18 protein-coding genes are annotated in these 20,555 nt (G+C 42.7%); 9 read left to right on the forward strand and 9 right to left on the reverse strand.

All coding sequences use genetic code 11. The annotated features are described in order from the left end of the window. Nucleotides 1-165 precede the first annotated feature (165 nt). The 5 genes from leuC to H4W00_RS06960 all read left to right on the forward strand — a co-directional run bounded on the left by leuC (nucleotide 166) and on the right by H4W00_RS06960 (nucleotide 6,258). Nucleotides 166-1,584: a 3-isopropylmalate dehydratase large subunit gene (gene leuC, locus H4W00_RS06940; protein ID WP_209956848.1), complete on the forward strand. Its 1,419-nt coding sequence runs from the start codon at nucleotides 166-168 to the stop codon at nucleotides 1,582-1,584. A gap of 148 nt (nucleotides 1,585-1,732) precedes the next feature. Further along, a complete protein-coding gene (gene leuD / locus H4W00_RS06945; RefSeq protein WP_209956849.1) occupies nucleotides 1,733-2,383 on the forward strand; it encodes a 3-isopropylmalate dehydratase small subunit in 651 nt (216 codons plus the stop codon). A 239-nt stretch (nucleotides 2,384-2,622) separates the two neighbouring features. After that, a complete protein-coding gene (locus H4W00_RS06950) occupies nucleotides 2,623-3,363 on the forward strand; it encodes a hypothetical protein (protein ID WP_209956850.1) in 741 nt (246 codons plus the stop codon). Nucleotides 3,364-3,590: 227 nt separating this feature from the next. Then, nucleotides 3,591-4,694 carry a 3-isopropylmalate dehydrogenase gene (gene leuB / locus H4W00_RS06955; protein WP_209956851.1) on the forward strand — a complete coding sequence of 368 codons (1,104 nt, stop codon included), beginning with the start codon at nucleotides 3,591-3,593 and terminating at the stop codon, nucleotides 4,692-4,694. Between the two features lie 280 nt (nucleotides 4,695-4,974). Continuing rightward, nucleotides 4,975-6,258: a L,D-transpeptidase family protein gene (locus H4W00_RS06960; protein ID WP_209956852.1), complete on the forward strand. Its 1,284-nt coding sequence runs from the start codon at nucleotides 4,975-4,977 to the stop codon at nucleotides 6,256-6,258. A 517-nt stretch (nucleotides 6,259-6,775) separates the two neighbouring features. Here the strand turns inward: H4W00_RS06960 and infA are convergent. The 9 genes from infA to H4W00_RS07005 form a co-directional block, all read right to left on the reverse strand. Beyond that, a complete protein-coding gene (gene infA, locus H4W00_RS06965) occupies nucleotides 6,776-7,000 on the reverse strand; it encodes a translation initiation factor IF-1 (RefSeq protein WP_209956853.1) in 225 nt (74 codons plus the stop codon). A gap of 123 nt (nucleotides 7,001-7,123) precedes the next feature. After that, nucleotides 7,124-7,987, reverse strand: a complete 864-nt coding sequence (gene truA / locus H4W00_RS06970) for a tRNA pseudouridine(38-40) synthase TruA (RefSeq protein WP_209959027.1) — start codon at nucleotides 7,985-7,987, stop codon at nucleotides 7,124-7,126. 216 nt (nucleotides 7,988-8,203) lie between these two features. Then, nucleotides 8,204-9,304: an asparaginase gene (locus tag H4W00_RS06975; RefSeq protein ID WP_209956854.1), complete on the reverse strand. Its 1,101-nt coding sequence runs from the start codon at nucleotides 9,302-9,304 to the stop codon at nucleotides 8,204-8,206. Nucleotides 9,305-9,466: 162 nt separating this feature from the next. After that, nucleotides 9,467-11,074 carry a FimV/HubP family polar landmark protein gene (locus H4W00_RS06980; protein ID WP_209956855.1) on the reverse strand — a complete coding sequence of 536 codons (1,608 nt, stop codon included), beginning with the start codon at nucleotides 11,072-11,074 and terminating at the stop codon, nucleotides 9,467-9,469. Nucleotides 11,075-11,283: 209 nt separating this feature from the next. Then, nucleotides 11,284-12,198 carry a type IV pilus assembly protein FimV gene (locus tag H4W00_RS06985; protein WP_334684900.1) on the reverse strand — a complete coding sequence of 305 codons (915 nt, stop codon included), beginning with the start codon at nucleotides 12,196-12,198 and terminating at the stop codon, nucleotides 11,284-11,286. Nucleotides 12,199-12,375: 177 nt separating this feature from the next. After that, complete coding sequence (queA, locus tag H4W00_RS06990; RefSeq protein WP_209956856.1) at nucleotides 12,376-13,575, reverse strand: tRNA preQ1(34) S-adenosylmethionine ribosyltransferase-isomerase QueA; 1,200 nt, start codon at nucleotides 13,573-13,575, stop codon at nucleotides 12,376-12,378. Between the two features lie 217 nt (nucleotides 13,576-13,792). Further along, nucleotides 13,793-14,878, reverse strand: coding sequence for a DNA polymerase IV (gene dinB / locus H4W00_RS06995; RefSeq protein ID WP_209956857.1), 1,086 nt, complete (start codon nucleotides 14,876-14,878; stop codon nucleotides 13,793-13,795). A 194-nt stretch (nucleotides 14,879-15,072) separates the two neighbouring features. Continuing rightward, nucleotides 15,073-15,492: an alpha/beta fold hydrolase gene (locus H4W00_RS07000; protein ID WP_209956858.1), complete on the reverse strand. Its 420-nt coding sequence runs from the start codon at nucleotides 15,490-15,492 to the stop codon at nucleotides 15,073-15,075. 21 nt (nucleotides 15,493-15,513) lie between these two features. Further along, nucleotides 15,514-16,281, reverse strand: a complete 768-nt coding sequence (locus H4W00_RS07005) for a class II aldolase/adducin family protein (RefSeq protein ID WP_209956859.1) — start codon at nucleotides 16,279-16,281, stop codon at nucleotides 15,514-15,516. Between the two features lie 251 nt (nucleotides 16,282-16,532). Between H4W00_RS07005 and H4W00_RS07010 the strand changes: the two genes are divergently transcribed. The 4 genes from H4W00_RS07010 (at nucleotide 16,533) to crtI (ending at nucleotide 20,554) form a co-directional block, all read left to right on the forward strand. Then, the gene (locus tag H4W00_RS07010) at nucleotides 16,533-16,718 is read left to right on the forward strand and encodes a hypothetical protein (RefSeq protein ID WP_209956860.1); all 186 of its coding nucleotides are present in this window, start codon (nucleotides 16,533-16,535) and stop codon (nucleotides 16,716-16,718) included. 599 nt (nucleotides 16,719-17,317) lie between these two features. Continuing rightward, the gene (locus H4W00_RS07015; protein ID WP_209956861.1) at nucleotides 17,318-18,145 is read left to right on the forward strand and encodes a bacteriorhodopsin-like; all 828 of its coding nucleotides are present in this window, start codon (nucleotides 17,318-17,320) and stop codon (nucleotides 18,143-18,145) included. A gap of 86 nt (nucleotides 18,146-18,231) precedes the next feature. Further along, nucleotides 18,232-19,089 (forward strand): polyprenyl synthetase family protein, encoded by an 858-nt coding sequence (locus tag H4W00_RS07020; protein ID WP_209956862.1) that lies wholly within the window; start codon nucleotides 18,232-18,234, stop codon nucleotides 19,087-19,089. Then, nucleotides 19,082-20,554, forward strand: coding sequence for a phytoene desaturase family protein (gene crtI, locus H4W00_RS07025; protein ID WP_209956863.1), 1,473 nt, complete (start codon nucleotides 19,082-19,084; stop codon nucleotides 20,552-20,554). Before H4W00_RS07020 ends, crtI begins: the two co-directional genes overlap by 8 nt. Nucleotide 20,555 lies beyond the last annotated feature (1 nt).

Raw genomic sequence — 20,555 nt, forward strand, 5'->3', positions numbered from 1 at the left:
TAAAAGCTATCGACTATAAGGTAATATACGTTAGCAATACGACGCCAACGCCCAAACACAACCATGCTCAAAGAACGACAGTACCTAAAGAGAGACTCAGCTTATAATATATAAGCAGTAATGAATATCAAGCTAAGCGATTAGCAACTAATAAAGGATAGTAAAATGGCCGGTCAAACTTTATATGACAAACTTTGGAATGCTCACGAAGTCACTAAACGTGATGATGGCTCAAGCCTAATTTATATTGACCGCCATCTGTTACATGAGGTGACTAGTCCGCAAGCATTCGAAGGTTTGGAGCTCGCTAATAGAGCGCCATGGCGATTGTCTGCCAACATTGCCAGTCCTGATCACAACGTTCCGACCGTGTCCAAAGAGCGCTTAGAAGGGGTGACCGGTATTAAGGACAAGGTCTCACGCCTGCAAGTAGTCACCCTAGACGATAACTGTGCTAAATTCAACATCGCCGAGTTTACGATCAATGATGCCCGCCAAGGCATCTTACACGTGGTTGGCCCTGAACAAGGTTTGGTGCTACCAGGCATGACCGTGGTTTGTGGTGATTCACATACCGCCACTCACGGTGCGCTTGGCTGTCTGGCACATGGCATTGGTACTTCTGAAGTTGAGCATGTATTAGCGACTCAGTGCTTGATCACTAAAAAAATGAAAAATATGCAAGTTCGGGTCACCGGTAAGCTAAGTGCTGGCATCACCTCAAAAGATGTGGTGTTGGCTATTATTGCGCAAATCGGTACCGCGGGTGGCACAGGGCACGCTATTGAGTTCGCCGGATCAGTGTTTGAAGATATGAGTATGGAAGGGCGGATGACCGTCTGTAATATGGCGATTGAAGCCGGTGCGCGTGTTGGTATGGTAGCAGTTGATGACATAACGATTGATTATGTCAAAGGTCGTCCTTATGCGCCCACTGCTGAACAATGGCAGCAAGCAGAAACTCATTGGCGGACCTTCTATTCAGATGATGATGCAGAATTTGATACCGTGGTCGAGATTGATGGCAGCCAAATAGCACCGCAAGTGTCTTGGGGTACGTCACCTGAGATGGTAGTGGACATCACCCAATCAGTACCAACCCTTGATCAAGCAGTGGATGCGGCGCAAGAAGAAGGCTGGCTACGCGCTTATACTTATATGGGCTTGCAAGCAGGGCAGAAAATTACGGATATCCAACTTGATCGAATATTTATTGGCTCGTGTACCAACTCGCGTATAGAAGATTTGCGTGATGCGGCAGCAGTCATTAAAGGTCGCAAGGTTGCAGACAGTATTAAAGAAGCGATTGTGGTAGCAGGGTCAGGACAAGTGAAGTTGCAAGCGGAAGCAGAAGGTCTAGATACCTTGTTTACAGATGCTGGTTTTGAGTGGCGTGAGCCAGGTTGTTCGATGTGCTTGGCGATGAATGCGGATAAGCTTGAACCCCAAGAGCATTGTGCGTCGACTTCTAACCGTAACTTTGAGGGTCGTCAGGGTAATGGCGGACGTACTCATTTAGTGAGTCCAGCGATGGCTGCCGCCGCCGCCTTGGCAGGATACTTCGTCGATGTGCGCACTTTTTAGGCTTTATTTGTCCCTGATATTCGGTAAATGCCAATTATTGGTAAATGCCTATTATTGGTAAATGCCTACTATTAGCGTGAAGGATGGTGCAATTAATAATATGCATCACTCTTTACTCAATAAGACCCATGATCTATAGGAAATTATTATGCAAGCTTATAACACTCAAACTGGTATTGTCTGCCCGCTTGATCGCTCGAATGTTGACACCGATCAAATTATTGCTAAGCAGTTCTTAAAGTCTATTAAACGTACGGGCTTTGGGGTCAATTTGTTCGATGACTGGCGTTATCTTGACGAAGGCTATCCTGGTCAGGACAACAGCAAACGCCCTATCAATCCGGACTTTATTCTAAATCAGCCGCGTTACCAAGGTGCCAATATTTTGCTGGCGCGCAAAAACTTTGGCTGTGGTTCGAGCCGTGAGCATGCACCGTGGGCACTTTCAGAGTATGGTTTTCGTACGGTCATTGCCCCCAGTTTTGCTGATATTTTTTATAATAACTGCTTCAAAAATGGCATGCTGCCTATCGTTTTGGCCGAAGGGATCGTCGATACTTTGATGCAAGCAACATTCGCTAATGAAGGTTACAAGCTAACCGCCGATCTAGAACGACAAGTGGTCATTACCTCAGCTGGTGAAGAATATCCTTTTGAGGTTGAAGCCTTTCGCAAGCATTGCCTACTGAACGGTCTTGATGATATCGACTTAACATTACAGCAAGGGGATGCGATCAAAGAGTATGAAGCTAAGATGATGCAAACCACTCCCTGGATCTTCAACGAAGTGCGCGCGTAACTGTCACTGCAAGTCTGATAATCGATACGGCTATTAACTTAATAGTTAAGTCCACCCTGCTAATTTCACTATATTAGTAGGGCTATGGCTATAAGTGTGAATAAAAGGCAGTCAATTAGGGTTGCGGCGTTGAGTTATGCCGACGAACTGGCTAAAATGAATACAACCTATAAGCTTTAAGTACCCCTAGATAGCATGTCACGTGTCTTTTCACTTTTATATGAACAGTAGCCGTCCTTATGAATAAAAAAAGTTATGCTGTATTTGCAAGTACTGCCGTGGCCGCAAGCTTATTGCTATCCGGCTGTCAGCTATTGACTGGCTATCAGCAAATAGAGGAAGAGGCCAGTGCTGGAGATTGGGCGGGCCAAGTCATACTCATTAGTGGCGAAGTTAATATTGCTTGTGCGGGAACCTACCACTGCGAGATCACTCGAATCGACCAAACATCAGTAATAGCAACGGATACCCATCAGCCTGTTGATCCTTCGATGTTGATTTCTATGTCGAGCGCCAATGGAGTACATTACGCTAGGCTCAGTAAAAGTGAGCAAGCGCAAATACAAATGGACACGATACCACTGGTAAATAATAAATCAGTGAAAATAGTACCCTTATCAGCCTCTGGTATTGATGGTCTGTTTAATTATTATGCGCGTGTCAAACCCATAAAGCGTGAAATACACATCAATTTTTATCCTGAAAATAATGTTGACTATATTGAACGTTTTGCCATGATCGATGAATTCAAAGAGTCAGGGACGTATCTGCTGCGCGCTTATCGCCATAAATCAACCCAGGTCAACGGTAGTTTACTAGAAGCAGCATCACCCGAACCTTTATGCATTGACTTGCTAAAAGATAATATTTTACAGCGCCGTTTTTGTAAGCAGTCAGATACTGACAATCAAGGCGAGTTTGTAGAAACCAGTATAGTCACTCAACCGGTAATTAATAATAAAGTAACGGTCAAAATTTAAGGTAATAGCCTATAGGTGTTGATGCTACTGAGTGTTTAAACGTTAGTAAATACTGATATCAACTGCGTTCATCGAGCCCGTACATAGAGCCGGTAATATTAATCAAGGTAGTCCATATATAACAACGATATAAACAAAAGGACTCATTGAGCCGATAGTATATTTAGCTCAATGAGTCCTTTTATCTACTCATTTCTTATTTTATTAACTCAGTCACAAGGATTAGCATGGCAACGATATTAACATTAGCAGGCGATGGTATTGGTCCTGAGATTATGGCCCAGGCCATTGACGTGCTACAAGCTGTCAATAAGAAGTTTGCGTTAGATTTAACGCTGGAGTCAGGATTGATCGGTGGTGCCGCTGTTGATGCCACCGGCGAACCGTTGCCGGAAGACACGTTAAGCCGTGCTCGAGCAGTAGATGCAGTACTATTAGGAGCAGTTGGCGGGCCTAAGTGGGACAGTATTGAGCGCAGTAAACGTCCTGAACGCGGCTTACTCAAGATTCGTAGCGAGCTTGGCTTATTTGCCAATTTACGGGTCGCCAAATTATATCCACAGCTGGTTAATGCTTCGAGTATCAAACCTGAGATTATTTCAGGTCTGGATTTACTGATCGTTCGTGAGTTGACTGGTGGTATTTATTTTGGTGAGCCACGTGGTATTCGCACTTTAGAGAATGGTGAGCAGCAAGGCTATAATACCATGGTGTACAGCACTAGCGAAATCAAACGTATTGGTAAAGTAGCGTTTGAGATGGCGCAAACTCGTGCTCAAGCAGCAGGACGTCCTGCTAAAGTGTGCTCAATTGATAAGGCCAATGTCTTAGAAGTCACTGAGTTGTGGAAGCAGACTATAACGGCTATGCAGGAAGCGGATTATACTGATGTGACCTTATCACACATGTATGCAGACAATGCCTGTATGCAACTGATTCGTAATCCTAAGCAGTTCGACGTTATGGTAACAGGTAATATGTTTGGCGATATCTTGTCAGATGAAGCGGCGATGCTGACAGGTTCTATTGGCATGTTACCCTCTGCCAGTTTGGATGAAAATGGCAAAGGGATGTATGAGCCTTGTCATGGTTCAGCGCCTGATATCGCCGGTCAGGATAAAGCCAATCCTTTGGCGACTATCCTATCTGTAGCAATGATGCTGCGTTATACCTTTAAGCATGAAGCAGCCGCGCAAGCCATTGAGCAAGCAGTTAGCGATGTACTTGACGATGGACTGCGTACCCTTGATATTCTTGACAACAGTGAAGCTGGATTAACCCAGGTAGGCTGTCAACAGATGGGTCAGGCGGTATTGGCTAAATTGGTATAAAAAACGGCTCATAAAGCGTTTACGGTTTATCGTCTTAAATCCCATAAATTGCTTGGTAATTTATGGGATTTTTTATATCTGTGCTGAAGCCTCAAACAATTATAGTAACCTCTATATAAAAAATTAAGGATTACGTCGACCGAATTTATAGTGTTTAATGGTAGTCTTAAAAGGACTAGTATTAACAGAGATGCCGCACGAGTTGCCAGTTATTAACACAAAGTGGTTATATCCTGACGTGGAGGGATATGGCATGATTAATGAATAGTAGAGGTCATTTATGTATAAATTAATAAAAGTTAGTGTGGCGATAGCAGCGGTAGGGCTTTCTACGGTTTTATTCATGGCTAACGGTAATGCAGACGGCACCGATAGCATCAACAGTACTGATATCAATGATAATACTGATATCAATGATAGCGCCGTTGACACGCAAACAGCGGTTGATCCTAAATCAAATGCTCAAGATGTTAAAGTGGCCCAAGGTAATAATCCTAACACACCTACCCAAAATGATAATCTCACCGAAAACACTCAAAATACTGACTCTACCGTAACAGCCCAAAACAATAGTGATATTAGTCCGGTGACCAATAGTATTGGCCAACAACCAAGTGGTAATGTCAGAACAGTGGTTTCTCCTAATAAGTTTTTGCCTACTATTAAGTATACGACAGAAAATTTATCTACTACCGCAAAGAAGGTCAATGCAGCCAATTGGAAAGCAGCCGTAAAAATAAACCGCAGCACCGGCACCAGACTTCAAGCACTACTTAATTGGCAGCAAAGTGGGGTTGGCCCTGTTGATGGCTATTGGGGCAAAAATACTCGTAAGGCCATGCAAGCATTTCAAATGGCGCGCGGTCTGACCATTACAGAGACCCTCAACGATGAAACGTGGCAAGCACTGACTAAGAGTGAAAAGCTTATGGCACAGCCAGTACTGGTCAATTATCAGCTTGGCGATGCAGACATCAACATTAAAATGACCACTATTCCGACAAGTTCAGAAGCCAAGGCCAAACTTGATGGTATGTATTATGAAAGTGTACTCGAAGGACTGGCAGAAAAATTTCATATGAGCGAAAGCTATCTTAAGTCATTGAATCCTAATGCTAGCTTTAGCGCGGGTGAGGTAATCACTGTTTACAATCCAAGTACGCCTAATACCAAGCCGGTCAGCCGAGTGGTCGCTGATAGAACCACTCAAACCCTATACGCTTATGATGATAAGGACACTCTAATTGCGAGCTATCCGACCACAGTGGGGAGTACAGCAACGCCGTCGCCATCAGGTACTCATAAGGTCAAAGTTAAAGTTTACGAGCCTAATTATACCTATACTCAGGATGATGGTAGCAAGTTAATTATTCCACCAGGCCCTAATAACCCAGTAGGCTCGGTATGGATTGGCCTCAGCAAGCCAACATATGGTATTCATGGTTCACCAGATCCTGCACGCATTAGTCGGCAGGCGTCAGCAGGCTGTGTACGCTTGACTAATTGGGACGCGCTGGCTTTATTAGGCACTATCCAAAACGGCGCTACCGTAGCGTTCCAGTAAAAACTAACGATAAATAGACGCTTCGGTGCTTTATTTTAGAGCTTTGTTTCAGAGCTTTGTTTCAGAGCTTTGCTTCAGTACTGTATTTTTTGATCCAGCTTGGTTGGTGCACTATCGAATAGCTTTTATTTAGAAGACAGCCGTTAAAAATTTAACATCACACACAAAAATACCGCTGATAATTAGCGGTATTTTTATGAATAAAGATGCATTATTAAAGGTAAAAATATGATCGAGTGGTACAAATATAACGTCAGTTATTAAACAAACTCTTACCAGTAGATAGTTGATATATCTAACTATTATTTAGCGTTCGTCATCCATTCAATACTAATTCAAAATGCTGAGTGAATGCTTTGAACGCTGATATAAATAGCTAATCATAAGCAGATTATCATTGTCGTTATTATTGTCAGTTAGACTACCCAGATAGTGGTAACAGTCGGTTAATCAAACTATTCAATAACTGATACTGCTAATACTTTAGTCTTATACAGACTAGCTTGCAGTCGACAAATTAGTTTTTGCCACGGTAAGTAATGCGACCTTTAGATAAGTCGTAAGGTGTCATCTCAACCTTAACCTTATCACCAGTTAAAATACGGATGTAATGTTTACGCATTTTTCCTGAAATGTGCGCAATAATTTCGTGTCCGTTTTCTAAACGAACTTTAAACAAGGTATTTGGAAGAGTGTCGATGACTTCGCCTTCGAACTCCATAATTTCGTCATTTTTAGCCATAATTCATATCAATCAGTAGAAAAACAAGCCCACATTATACGTAAGTTGGCGCGTTAAAGCAACAAAATACCCTATTTTTACTTGACAGCTTGTAAGTGTTATGTATGTCAATCGAACATTAGCTCAATCAGGTAGATTGAGCCAAATAGGAGTCAATGGCGGATTAGGTAATAGCTGCTGATAAATCTCTGGATAATAGGCATTAATAAAGTATAGGCCATCCCCAGAAGCAGTTGATGGTGCAATAGTGCGGTCTTTTTTGGCCAAAATGTTTAGAAAGTCGGCCGGTTGTAAGTCATGTTTGCCAATAGCGAATAGGGTGCCCATCAGGTTACGCACCATGTGATGCAAAAAGCCATTTGCTTGGATATCAAAGACGATAAATTGGCCATGGGTAAAAAGCCTAGCATGGCTGATGGTACGCACGGGTTGATTGGATTGACAGGCTGCCGCACGATAGCTGCTAAAATCATGTGTGCCGACAATGTCAGCGGCAGCAAGTTGCATTGCTGCCAAGTCAAGAGGCTCGTAGATATGGGTGACTTGATGATTCAGTATCGCAGGGCGCTGGGGTTGGTTAAGGGTAATATAGCGATAACGACGGGCAATCGCCCCAAACCGTGCATGGAAGTCGTCCGGCATCGGTTGAATCCATCGCAGCGCAATATCACCAGGCAGCAGGCTATTGACCCCGCGTAACCAGTTCCGAGTCGGACGATAAGCATGGGTGACAAAATGGGCAATCATGTTGCTGGCATGGACACTGGCATCGGTACGTCCTGCTGCGATGACTTCTACTGGCTCATTAGCCACTTTACTGATAGCGGTTTCTAGCGCTTGTTGTACCCCCAACACTTCTTTTTGCCGTTGCCAGCCGTGATAATGGGTACCCAAAAACTCAATAGCAATCGCTAACGTATAAGTGGGTTTATCTTGAGACACTGCGTATTCAGGATTGGTCAGTCCAGGCACTTTATAGTCAGGCATTTTATAATCAGGCATCTTATAGTCAGACATTGCAGATTTGGGGCTTGTAGAGTCAGGCATAATGGAGGGTCACAACACTTATAATAGTTACTGGCAATAAATACTGGTAATAAATACTGGTAATAGATACTGGTAATAGATACTTAGCATACGTGCTAATAGCATCCATAGGTATTTTGATACATGTTTATTTTAATTAAAAAGTATCGTTTAGGCCTACCGTTTTTTAATGGTTATGCCCGTCTGATTGACGCTATGTGTCCAGCGCTGTCGCCGCCGTGCAGGCGTATCATAACGCAGTAATAACCACAGTAATCGCGCATAAATAGCAGGAATGGTTAAGCGTCCACCCGCGATAACGTGATAATCGTATTGCCAACTGCCAGCAGCATAACTGTCACTGACCCCGCCGAACGGACATTGACTGGCACATATTACCATGTGACCTCGCTCATAGGCGAGCTGTAGGGTTTCCGCTAGCGTTGATGAATAAGGCACATTACCGGCACCAAAGCCTAACAATATAATGCCACATGGCGGCTGTATTAATAATGCTTGTAGCTGATTGCTCAACATGTCAGGATCATTTGGTAGGCAGTATAAGGCGTGTACGTGCGCTTGCTCAGCTCGGGTTTGGATGTTGTCTAATACTGCATTTTGATCATCAATCCAGTGTTGCTGCCGGGTAGCTGGCAGTGACTTAATATAACTGTTCGCCGGATAAGCGGCCCGCGAGTGACCGGTAAAGGCCATAAAGTCATGGCTGTGTATTTTTTGTACCGTTTGCGCCGCCCACGACTCACCGCCGAAGCTAATCTTGACGCCTGATTCTCCCGCAGCGGCTACCCTTAACGACTCGTTGAGATTGTCCCAAGCATCACTACTGGCATCAACGCTATATTGTTGAAGTATTTCACTGTCTAATAACGGGCTCATACTGCCGGTAACGACTAAACAAAGATCACTACCTGCAAAGGCCTCCGCTAAAAAAGCGCCCAGATAACTTAAGGTATCGGTACCCGTTATTAAGACAAAACGCCGATGTCCTTGCTCATAGGCCTTTAATAGTAACTTATAAAAGTGTGTAAAGTCACTAGGGGTCAGCTGGCTGCTGTCTTTGATTAAGGTGTTATCTAACCATGAGATAGCAGGCAGTCTTGCGGTATCATTATGCTCAGCAAGCAGTTGTTGCAATGTGGGCAAAAAAACTTCTGCTGACAACGGCGTTAACGGCCGCCCATAGCTACCAAAAGTACCACCAGCATAAATAAGCTGAATGGGGTTAGATGCCGTTGTTACGATAGAGGATAAGGACATAGTATTAGCGCAATAATAAAAAAGTGAAAAGTGGTTAATAGAAGTCAGATTAATAATAATAAACAGGTTGACAGGGTAATAGTAAAATAGATTTTAAATAAAGCATGAGCAAGTATCCTAATATTATAAAATACTTACTAACACTAATTATAGCAGCGCTTTTTAAGCTGTGCGGTCGAGCAGCACCTGTGCTTGATGTTGCTGTTCGTTATTACCTAGGGTTATCACTTCATTAAGCAAACGTTTGGCACTATCATATTCACCCAGTTTTAAGTATTGACCGGCTAAATCTAAAGTCACTTGATGACTATCTAACGTTTTAATAAAATCAAAGTCTGCTGCAAAACGCGCTGCAAAGTCTGCCGCCGTTTCAGTGTTAACAGTGTCTCTAACACTATCTCTAATAGGGTTTCTAATATCTTCACCATCGTTTTTGAGCGCACCAGTACTACCAGCGTTTACAGTCGCATTTTTCTCAGTCTCGACTGGGAGGGTTACTTTTGGCGAGTCCGTTGTCGCATCAGAGTTCAGATCTAATATGTCAGTACTGTCCAAGGATAATATAAAATCTTCTTCTATGACTAGAACAGAAGCATCGGTAGCGGTGCTACTTTCAGCATCAGCATCAGCATCAGCATCAGCATCAGCATCAGCATCAGCATCAGCATCAGCATCAGCATCTACGTCAACATCAGCTGCTAACTCTGCAAAATCTAAGACAAAATCATCATCCTCGTCCAAGTTAATTTCTTCTAGATGGCCATCAACGGTTACTGGGCTCACAGGAGTAGAGTCTGATTGCTCAGGTAAATCAAAATCAAAATCAAAGTCTACATCAAGACTAAAATCGTCGTCATCAGTATTTTTAATAATATCTAGGTCCTGGTTAGCGGGTGTCATAAGGGATTCATCCGTAGTATCTAATGAATTGACAGCATCGGCAGCATCTAATGGATCGACTGGCGTGAAGTTAGTAGCGTCTGGCTCAGCGGCCTCAGTCTCTAAACTATCAGCTGCCGGATCATCGGCCTCTAAATCATCTAGGGTAAGATCAAAAATATCATCCATATTAGCGTCAGTAGCGGTCATATCGTTGGTATTATCGACAGGTTCTGAACGTTCGCTAGGTACTGAATGCCTGCTAGGTATACCCGTTTCTATATTAGTGTTGTTTTCAGTAGCGAGCGTATCAAAAACAGTATCTGCATTAACGTTAGGAGTGCTAGTTTGGGTGGCGGGCAAGTCAAACTCTAAGCTTTCAAAGTTAACGCTGTTGATACTAGCTGCTGTTAAGCCTGGAGATATTGCTTGATTGTGCTCTTCGGCAAACAATGCCCGTAACGCATCAGCGTGCTCAATAGTTGCTACATCGCTATGGGCTTTTATAGCATCGTAGGTTCTATAAAAATCATCAGGTTGATTAATCGTAGCATAGACGTTAAGTAACTGGAGCAACAGTTGGTTGTCGTCAGGTTTTTCAATTAGACCACGATTTAGGGTTTCAATAGCTTTGTCATAACGCTGTTGATCCATAAAGCGTAAAGCGATAGTAATGTTGTCAAACCTGTTTGCGCTGCTAGATCCGTTCTGAGCAGGATTTATGTTATACATTTTTGATGTTGATGATATTGGTGCATTGGCTGCAGCATTCCTACCGATCTGCATAGCTCGCTGTGCAGGTCGTTTCTGGGCTTTGTTTTTACGCAGCACCATTACGGCTATTAGTAAAATAAGTACCAGTCCAGCGATGATATATAGCATATTATCCATAGTTACTCCCACACCTAAGATTTTTACCGGCAGCATGCTGCGTTAATCAGCTAGGCACTTATTGATCGCGTAATTTGTTGAGACGAGCTTGCAGCCCAGTAAGTTTTTGCTTTTGTAATGGCCGTTTTTTAGTATAGCCATTATTAGTGTGATTACTACCAATATAGTTATTAAGAGCACCGTCAGTCTTTGATAAACACTTAGCTTGACTAGTAGTGCGTTGCTGTGGCGACTTGAGAGTTGCCAATATCTCTATGTTTAGACCCTTGTTGTGATGAAATCACACTATAACTGGGTAGGTTTAGCTGAGCATTGGCTCTGAGCTGACCGGGGTCTTGATCAATAAAAGCAGCAGGCTTTATTTGCCGTGTCACTTGTATGTTTAAGATGTCGAGCTGTTTATCTGTTATACCCGCCACTGGCGTACTGTTATTCAAGTAAATACTAGGAGTGCTGAGATCAATAGTAGTGGTATTAGGAGCATTAGTCAGGTTATTTGTTGGTAGCGTCGGCATTACTGCTGTCGACAAGATTAACGTTTGAGCTTGAGATGATGTCTGAACATTGGGCATTGACCACCTAGGTGATATTAATGAAGGTGGTGTACCTGGTCTAATGGTCAGCGGTTTAGCACTATTGACTGAACTTACGGCCAAACTTGGCCTTTGTGCACCTGTGATGAGGGTATTATCTGTTTGAATCGACAGGTTGTCATTAAGAGGCATGAGCAATGTTTTAGGAATAACTTTGCGTTGACCGCCATCATTAATAGTCAAAACTATATCAACAAATGGCTCAGATATCGGTTGAGTCGTACTGATAAGTAACAGCCCCGTATTGGACGAGGTAAGCTGAAAGCGCACTGTGATTGAGTCGGTAGGCGTTAGGCCCATCTGCTGGTAAACAACGGGATTTGCCAGGCTGGCTGAAAAATAAGATGCCTCAATATTATTAATTATAATATTAGCCGCTAAAGGCTCATACTGAGCGGACATCACTCTTGTCTTACCGATAGTTGCCGCTTGTGCAGCAATTGATATTACCACCGAGCTCACTGAACAGAGTAGTGTTATTGACACTGCACGATGAACGGTGGCCAAGCGATGAGGTAACTCCCAAGACATGCGCCGCCCTTTATACTGATTGGTTTGAAGCAATTAACTGTTAAGATTTAGGTTATTAAAGCCCAGCACAATATAAGTTGTTTAAGTTATTTAAGTTATTTAAGTTGTTATGACAAAATACTGTTTAGTTTACCCATTTATTTCATAGTAGCCGTGACCACTATGCCCAAGCTGGGCTTAACTTTCAACTTTGTCGAGTAACATGGCGTCGCCGTAACTAAAAAATCGATACTGGGTATCAATGGCATGTTGATAAGCATTTTCGATGGATTCTTTACCTGAAAATGCGGATACTAGCATTAACAAGGTGGACTTAGGGAGATGAAAATTGGTTAATAAGCGATCAATAACCCCAAACTTAAACCCGGGGTAAATGAAGATATCAGTATCTCCAGACCAACTAGAAAGTGCTTGACCTTTCACGGCTGTTTTTTGATAAGCCGTTTCAAGAACGCGCGTCACGGTAGTACCAATGGCTATAACTTGTCTGCCATTAGCATGCGTTTGATTGATTAGATCCGCGGTGGCTTGTGGTAGATGTGCATATTCACTATGCATAGTATGATTAAGCAGGTTGTCGGTTTTTACCGGTGCAAAAGTACCAGCACCGACGTGCAAGGTAACAAAAGCGGTATTGATGCCTTTTGCGGCTAGCATATTTAATACTGTCTCATCAAAATGTAAGCTGGCCGTGGGCGCTGCGACGCTGGCAAGCTTAGCAGGGTCATGAAAAACAGTTTGATAACGGGTATTGTCAGTGGCGTCTGCATGGCGCTCAAAGTAGGGCGGGATGGGTAGTTCACCATAACATTCGAGATTAGGTAAAATGGGCGCATCAAAGGCTAGAATAAACAAGTTGTCTTGGCGTCCAATCATCTCACAATGCATATGACCGTCAGCAAGTACCAAACGTTGACCAAGTTTAGGGGCTTTACTGGCTTTTATATGGCATAGCGCGACATGTTGCCTCTTAGGTAGTGGCTCGTTATTAGTATCTGACTCGCTGCTAATAGGCTTTGAACGGGAATCAGTACTATCTATTAAACGCTCAATCAATACTTCAATCTTGCCACCCGTGTCTTTATTGCCGAACAGTCGTGCTTTCATAACTTTAGTGTCGTTAAACACAATCAAATCGCCCGCATGCAGTAAGTCGGGCAGCTCAGTAAATAGGTGATCTTCTGGCTGACTGGTAGATGTTGTCTGAACGCTAGTGGGCACGTATAGCAACTTTGAGGCTGAACGCTGCGCCAACGGATAGCGCGCAATCAGATTATCAGGTAGCTCATAATCATAATCCGCCACACTCAAATACTCTACAAGGGAGTCATTGGTATTGGCATTATTTTCAGTAATTACAGTGTGAGAGTGGGTCATAATGAGTCTTTAAATAGATGGATATTTTGGCGTTAGTTTAGCAGAAATGGGGCTATAGCGTGATAAATTCCGTGGCATTCGTGAGTCATGACACTAATAGTCAATAAGATAAATAGCCTAAGCAAAAAATAACATAGACAGAATAGTCGGATGACCACTTGAATGATAGTTTTTCAATAAATAAGAGTTTTTGGAGAACTTAGATTAACAAATAATATCATTCAAATAATCTTAACTGCGGTAGAACTTGCGTGGCAGGCGTTAATGAAGAATAGGTTACACCGACTAGCCTAATAGACAAGGTACGCGGAATGTCTAAAAATAACTTGTCTAACCAATAATGTGCGGATTCGACGCTGACAAAAGCCGTAGCTACGGTGTGTGAACGTGTAATCTGGGTAAAATCAGCATACTTAATCTTGAGAGTGATGGTATAGGCAATCAGCTGCTTATTGTACATTTGGCCAAAGGCGTCAGAATTTTGTTCGTAAATTTGCGCTCGTAGCTCATGATCACTATCTAAATTTTCCCTAAAAGTAGTCTCAGAGCCGACAGATTTATGTTGACGCTCAGATTTAACGGGACGCTCATCTCGACCATGAGCAATATCATGATAAAACTGTCCGCGCTTGCCAAACTCGTATACCAATACTGCTGCCGGCGTCCGTCGTAGGTCAGCACCAGTACGAATATTCAAAGCATGCAAACGTTTGGCCGTTGCTTTGCCAATACCATGAAAGCGCTCAATAGGCAGTGTGCTAATAAAGGCATCGGCAGCCTCTGGGGTGATAATCGCTGTCCCATTAGGCTTATTAAGATCAGAAGCAATTTTGGCCAGCATTTTATTGAATGAGACACCTGCAGACGCGGTCAGTCCTGTTTGCTCTAATATTTGCGCCCGTAGCCAATTGGCCATTAGGGTTGCTGAACCTTGATGCACTTGTAGTCCAGTAACATCCAGATAAGCCTCATCTAAAGATAAGGGTTCAACCTTTGGGGTCAAGCTCTGCATAATCTCTCGAATATGGACGCTGACTGAACGATATACCTCAAAACGTGGTGGTACAAATATCACATCTGGACAACGTTTGCGGGCTTCGTAGCACGACATTGCCGAGCGCACACCGAATTGGCGCACTTCATAACTGGCCGCAGCGACCACACCGCGTCCTTTAGGGTCGCCACCAACTACTAAAGGCTTGCCACGGAGTTCAGGGAAATCGCGCTGTTCTACACTGGCATAAAAGGCGTCCATATCGAGGTGGATAATCTTACGCGGCGTCGGTTTGCTAGAGTCTGTCATAGACGCTATTTTACCTGATATCGCTGTTATTTTTGGTATCGATTTATAGAGTCTGTCACCACTTAAATATTGATCCTGCCCGGCAAATCATATTCGATTTCTTAGACCTGTTATTACAGCAACTTGGCTTTGGGCTAGCAATGAGTTTACTGGTAGTGGTTAACTGATTTTAGACAATAATGTTATGGCGTCGTTTAGCCAATACTATTCCTAAACTGCAGATAAGCAGCTGTGTGCATGTCACTACTACCATCCACTTGCCTTGCTAATAACTCTTGAGCAACTGTGTCACCATAATCGTGGGCTAAAATATGATAGTCACTGATACCAAGTTTATGCAAAAGATTCTGACAGATATCTGCTTGTTGACTGATTAAGTAGCGCGCGTTCTGAGGTTTGTCTGACAAGCCAAACCCCAACATATCGAGGGTAATCACGTAATAATGTTGTGTGAGCTCATCCCACATACCTTCCCAGTCCCAACTGGCACTAGGAAACCCATGAATTAACAATAATGCTGGCGCATTTTTATCCCCCGCCTGACGAGTAAAAATTTGCTGACCGTTAATGGACTCAAATCGCCCCTGCTGTTGCCATTCACTCAAGATTTTCATAACTGGCGTACCCCCATTGGATTATTTCTCAAATGAGGGATCAGTTCGGCGCAATTTTCTTAGCAGGGCAGGCCAAGCAATATCACCATTTGCACCCTTGGTCACCTCATCTGACGCCGCTTGGATACCCGCTAATATGTGTGCTGGTATGAGTGTCAATTCATTGCCACTACTTTGCGCTTTGATTTGAATCTCGCATGCTTTTTGCATGATATACATGTATAAAAATGCATCCGCAACGCTGCTAGCACAGGTGAGTAAGCCATGATTGCGTAAAATCATAAAGTTGGCACTACCCAAATCAGCGACTAGACGCACCTTTTCTTCAGGGTTTAATGCGATCCCTTCGTAGTCGTGATAGGCCAAGTTAGATAACGGAAATAGCGATTGCTGGGATATAGGCAGTAAGCCTTGCTTCTGAGTAGACACAGCGACGCCGTCACTAGTATGAAGATGGAGCACACAATGAGCATCGCTACGTGCCTCGTGTACAGCACTATGAATGGTAAATCCCGCCGGATTAACGTCATATTCTGATGGCGACACCTTTTCACCCGCTTGATTCACTTTAACTAAGTTAGAAGCGGTAATTTCTTCAAACAATAAGCCATAAGGATTAATCAAAAATTCATCCTCAGTATCTGGCACTCGTGCAGAGATATGAGTGAATACTAAATCATCCCAACCATATGAGGCGATCAGTCTATAGCAAGCAGCAAGATTTACTCTCATTTGCCACTCTTGTTCTGTTACATTATGTTGTAAAATCGGTACTGAATCAGTCTGCATTACGTTGTCCCTAACTGTTTTAGTTATTGTGATTTAGATACTGTCAATATACCATTCTAAGTAGCTTCATAAAACCAAGTCTACCAAAAATACGACACTTATGGATATCAATCACTATCTAAACACTGACCCCTGATTTACTCACTTACCGCCTAATATGTAAACACTATTGGCAGACATAATTGTACTCAAAACATATCAAAAGGGCCAAATGACTCAAGCTATCGGTGACGACGCTATAGTACTGCATTTTGTCTAGTAGTGACTGGTTTGGTGAAATATTAATTATAGATGATAATCCCCAGACCCATGATGTGTGGACCATGAATGAGGTTAACCTCATTCGTATCTCTAAAAATGCGGTTGTTAATTTTGCTCAATCACACCCTATTTTGTTGCAAGTATCTGACCCAATTGAGTGCTTTGATAGCAAATAAAAATAATTTTAGTGCACAAGTATATAAACGAGACGGCAACCTTCCTAGTCCATTATACTCGTATCAATCCTGATTAAGGACGTCACCTTTAAGCCTTTATTATGAACATCAGCACCATATTTTAAGTTAACCATTTGCTTACATTCTTAGATTAATTTGAGCTTAAATCGCCGTGATCGGGCTTCCTCCGATCTGAAATTAACGGCCTTTTTATTCCAAAAGGTATCGTAATAAAAAGTACGATTATTATTTACAATAATCTGTTACAAAGTGGTAAGCTAGCTTAGACAAAAATTAAAACTTAAGTGAGCTTTGTACTTAACAACTTTGTACTTAGCAATAAGAAGCTTTTGTATTGAGTTCACTGTTTGCAAGATATGTTTATGACATATGGGCTTACCTGGTAAGGCACAAGTTTATTGGTTTGCAGCATGTAGTATCACTGAACTTTTCCAACTAAATTTGTGAATTTTTTGTTAGCATTATTATTTACGAACATAAGCGTAAACAGAAGCGGTTGGGGACAACACCAGATACATAACCCCTTAATATGATTGTATGAACAAAAATTTCTTTGAAGGACAAACGGAGAAAAAATTATGACTACAAAAAATGCACATAATGAAACAAAAAGCTTCTCGTTGAGTCAGGTCAGTGTTAACTTAAAAATGATATTCACCGTATTGTTTTTATCACTGCTTCCAAGCTTTGCAAATGCCGCAGCCAATTTAGCTGCTGACGATTTCGTCGGTATCTCATTTTGGTTGATTTCTATGGCATTAATGGCAGCTACTGTGTTTTTCCTTTGGGAAACTCAAAGTGTTACTGCAAAATGGAAAACATCCCTGGTAGTATCAGGGTTGGTGACCTTTATTGCGGCCGTTCATTATTTCTATATGCGCGATGTGTGGATAGCGACTCAATCCACACCTACCGTATATAGATATATAGATTGGTTATTAACGGTACCATTACTAATGATCGAATTTTATTTGATCTTACGTGCTATTGGCGTAGCAAAGGCTGGAATTTTCTGGCGTTTGTTAATTGGTACTTTAGTAATGCTTATTCCTGGTTATATGGCGGAAGCAGGCTTCCTAAATATCACCGTAGGGTTTATTATCGGAATGCTAGGTTGGTTCTATATCCTGTACGAGATCTTCTTCGGAGAAGCAGGAAAAGCTGCAGAGCGCGAAGCCAGCCCAGCAGTCAAATATGCTTATAAAGCAATGCGCTGGATTGTAACCGTTGGTTGGGCAATTTATCCAATCGGTTTCGTACTTGGTTATATGACAGGTACTGCAGATCAAGATGCACTAAACATCGTGTATAACTTTGCAGATTTGGTCAACAAAGTCGCGTTTGGTTTGCTAATATGGTACGCAGCAACTAGTGAAAGTCAGGGTGTAGCAGAGAAGCACGTTTAGTAATAAGCGTATACTATTCACTGTACTAGCGAGTTTGTGACTTCAATTTGGGGTCACAAACTCACTCTCATATTAGGGTGATACCTATGATACAAACTAAAGCGGTCGTATTACCAAAAGCATCTCTCATTCTGAAACAGTGTGAAGAAAACATGAATTTCAGATTAAAGGATAACCAACCCGCCCTATTTCACCTAAATAGCGGTGGCAATAGATCCCGTGCAAAGTTCTGTTTAGAAGCAGGCGTTGCGCTGCAATTGCCGATAAAATCGATAATTGCGTTAGCTTGTACTATCGAATTACTGCATAACGCATCACTAATACATGATGACATTCAAGACTCAGAAGCCGTGCGACGAGGCAGGCAGGCAGTGTGGAAAAAATATGGCAAATCGCATGCTATTTGCGCCGGCGATGTCATGATATCCGCTGCATACGGAGCGCTCGCTGACATTGGTTCACATCCAGCTCTAGCAGCACTATTGGGGCAAACACATCAAGCGGTCAGCACCACCATCAAAGGGCAATCACAAGACCTTGACGCCACAGATAATGTGAGTGAAAAAGAATATGAAAAAATTGCGGCTATGAAGTCAGGCCCTTTAATTCAACTCACCCTTTCTTTACCTCTGCTTATGGCAGATATGGGAGAGCACGTAGAAACGGCTCATAACGCATTACAAAAATTCGCTGTCGCCTATCAAATAGTGGATGACCTTGGCGATTGGCAGCAAGACTTGCAGCAAAACCACCTCAACCTTATCAATTTGTTAGCATTGAGCTGTGGTATTGACGAGGCCATCGATACTGCGCAAAACCGTGCGCAATATTTATTAAGACAGTGTGAAAAAGACCTAGCATTACTTCCAGCTAATTGTGCGGCATCAATTATTAAAGCTTCGCAGGCCTTATTGGCAAAAACGAGGGTAAGTGTTTATGAATAAGGCTGTTGTTATTGGGGGCGGATTTGGTGGCATAGCATCGGCGCTTCGACTGCGCGCAAAAGGCTACGACGTGGCTATTATAGATCAACGAGGACGTCTAGGTGGGCGTGCACAACAACATAAAATAGACGGATTTGTTTTTGACGCAGGGCCAACCGTCGTGACGGTACCTTTCTTATTCGAGGAACTCTTTTCACTGTTCGACAAAAAAATGGAAGATTATATCAATCTTGTTCCTGTTGAACCTTGGTATCGTTTTGTCTTCCCAGACCAGAGTCATTTCGATTATGGCGGCACCATTGAAGACACCCTAGCCAATATTGACGAAATTGAGCCAGATGATAAAGTCGGATATATGGCCTTATTGGCGCAGTCAGAAGCCATTTTTGATGTTGGCTTTACTAAGCTGTCAGATAAGCCATTTCATAAAATATCGACCATGTTGGCCCAAGTCCCGGCATTAATCAGGCTTAAGTGTCATCGTACCGTTTGGCAAATGACGTGTGCCTATTTAAAAAATGATAAATTACGACAAGCATTTTCTATTCAGCCTTTACTAGTCGGCGGAAATCCATTTGCAACAACCAGTATCTATAGCTTAATACATTTTGTAGAACGCAAATGGGGCGTTCATTTTGCCATGGGTGGGACCGGTGCGATGGTCGACGGCCTTGAAAAATTGATGCGGGAAGAAGGTATTGAAATAAAGCTTAATACTAGCGTTAGCAGTTTAACCATAGAGGCCAATCGTATCACGCAAGTACACACTAACGATGGTTCTTTTTTATGCGATAAACTAGTCTCAAATATCGATCCAAAATTCTTATATCGACATCTTGTACCCAAAGAAAACCAAAAAATGGGGGCCAAACTAAAAACCAAACATGCCAAGTCATCAATGGGTTTGTATGTGCTACATTTTGGCACCACCAAAAAGTACTCAGATGTAGTGCACCACACTATATGGTTGGGCAAGCGATACGAAGCGTTGTTGAGTGACATATTCGATAAAAAAATACTAGCAGATGACTTTTCTTTATACCTACATCGACCAACAGCAACCGACCCAAGCATGGCGCCCGAAGGGTGTGACTCCTTTTACGTGTTAGCACCAGTCCCTAATAATCTGTCGGGTATTGATTGGGCAGCGAAAGAGCAAGAGTATGGCGATAAAATAATCGAGGCACTTGAACGCACTATTATGCCGGATTTATCCGCCCATATCGTGCATCGTTTCGCGAAAACGCCTACAGATTTTGAACAGGACTTCAGCAGTGTAGAAGGCAGTGGATTTTCTATTGCACCATCATTTCAGCAATCTGCTTGGTTTCGCTTTCACAATAAGGCAGAAGGTCCAGAAAATTTATTTTTGTGCGGCGCAGGTACACATCCAGGCGCAGGATTGCCCGGTGTTTTATCATCGGCAAAAGTAGTAGACCGGCTCATTGCTCCAGCGAGTCAATAGC

Source organism: Psychrobacter sp. PL19 (genome assembly GCF_017875835.1).
GTDB lineage: Bacteria > Pseudomonadota > Gammaproteobacteria > Pseudomonadales > Moraxellaceae > Psychrobacter.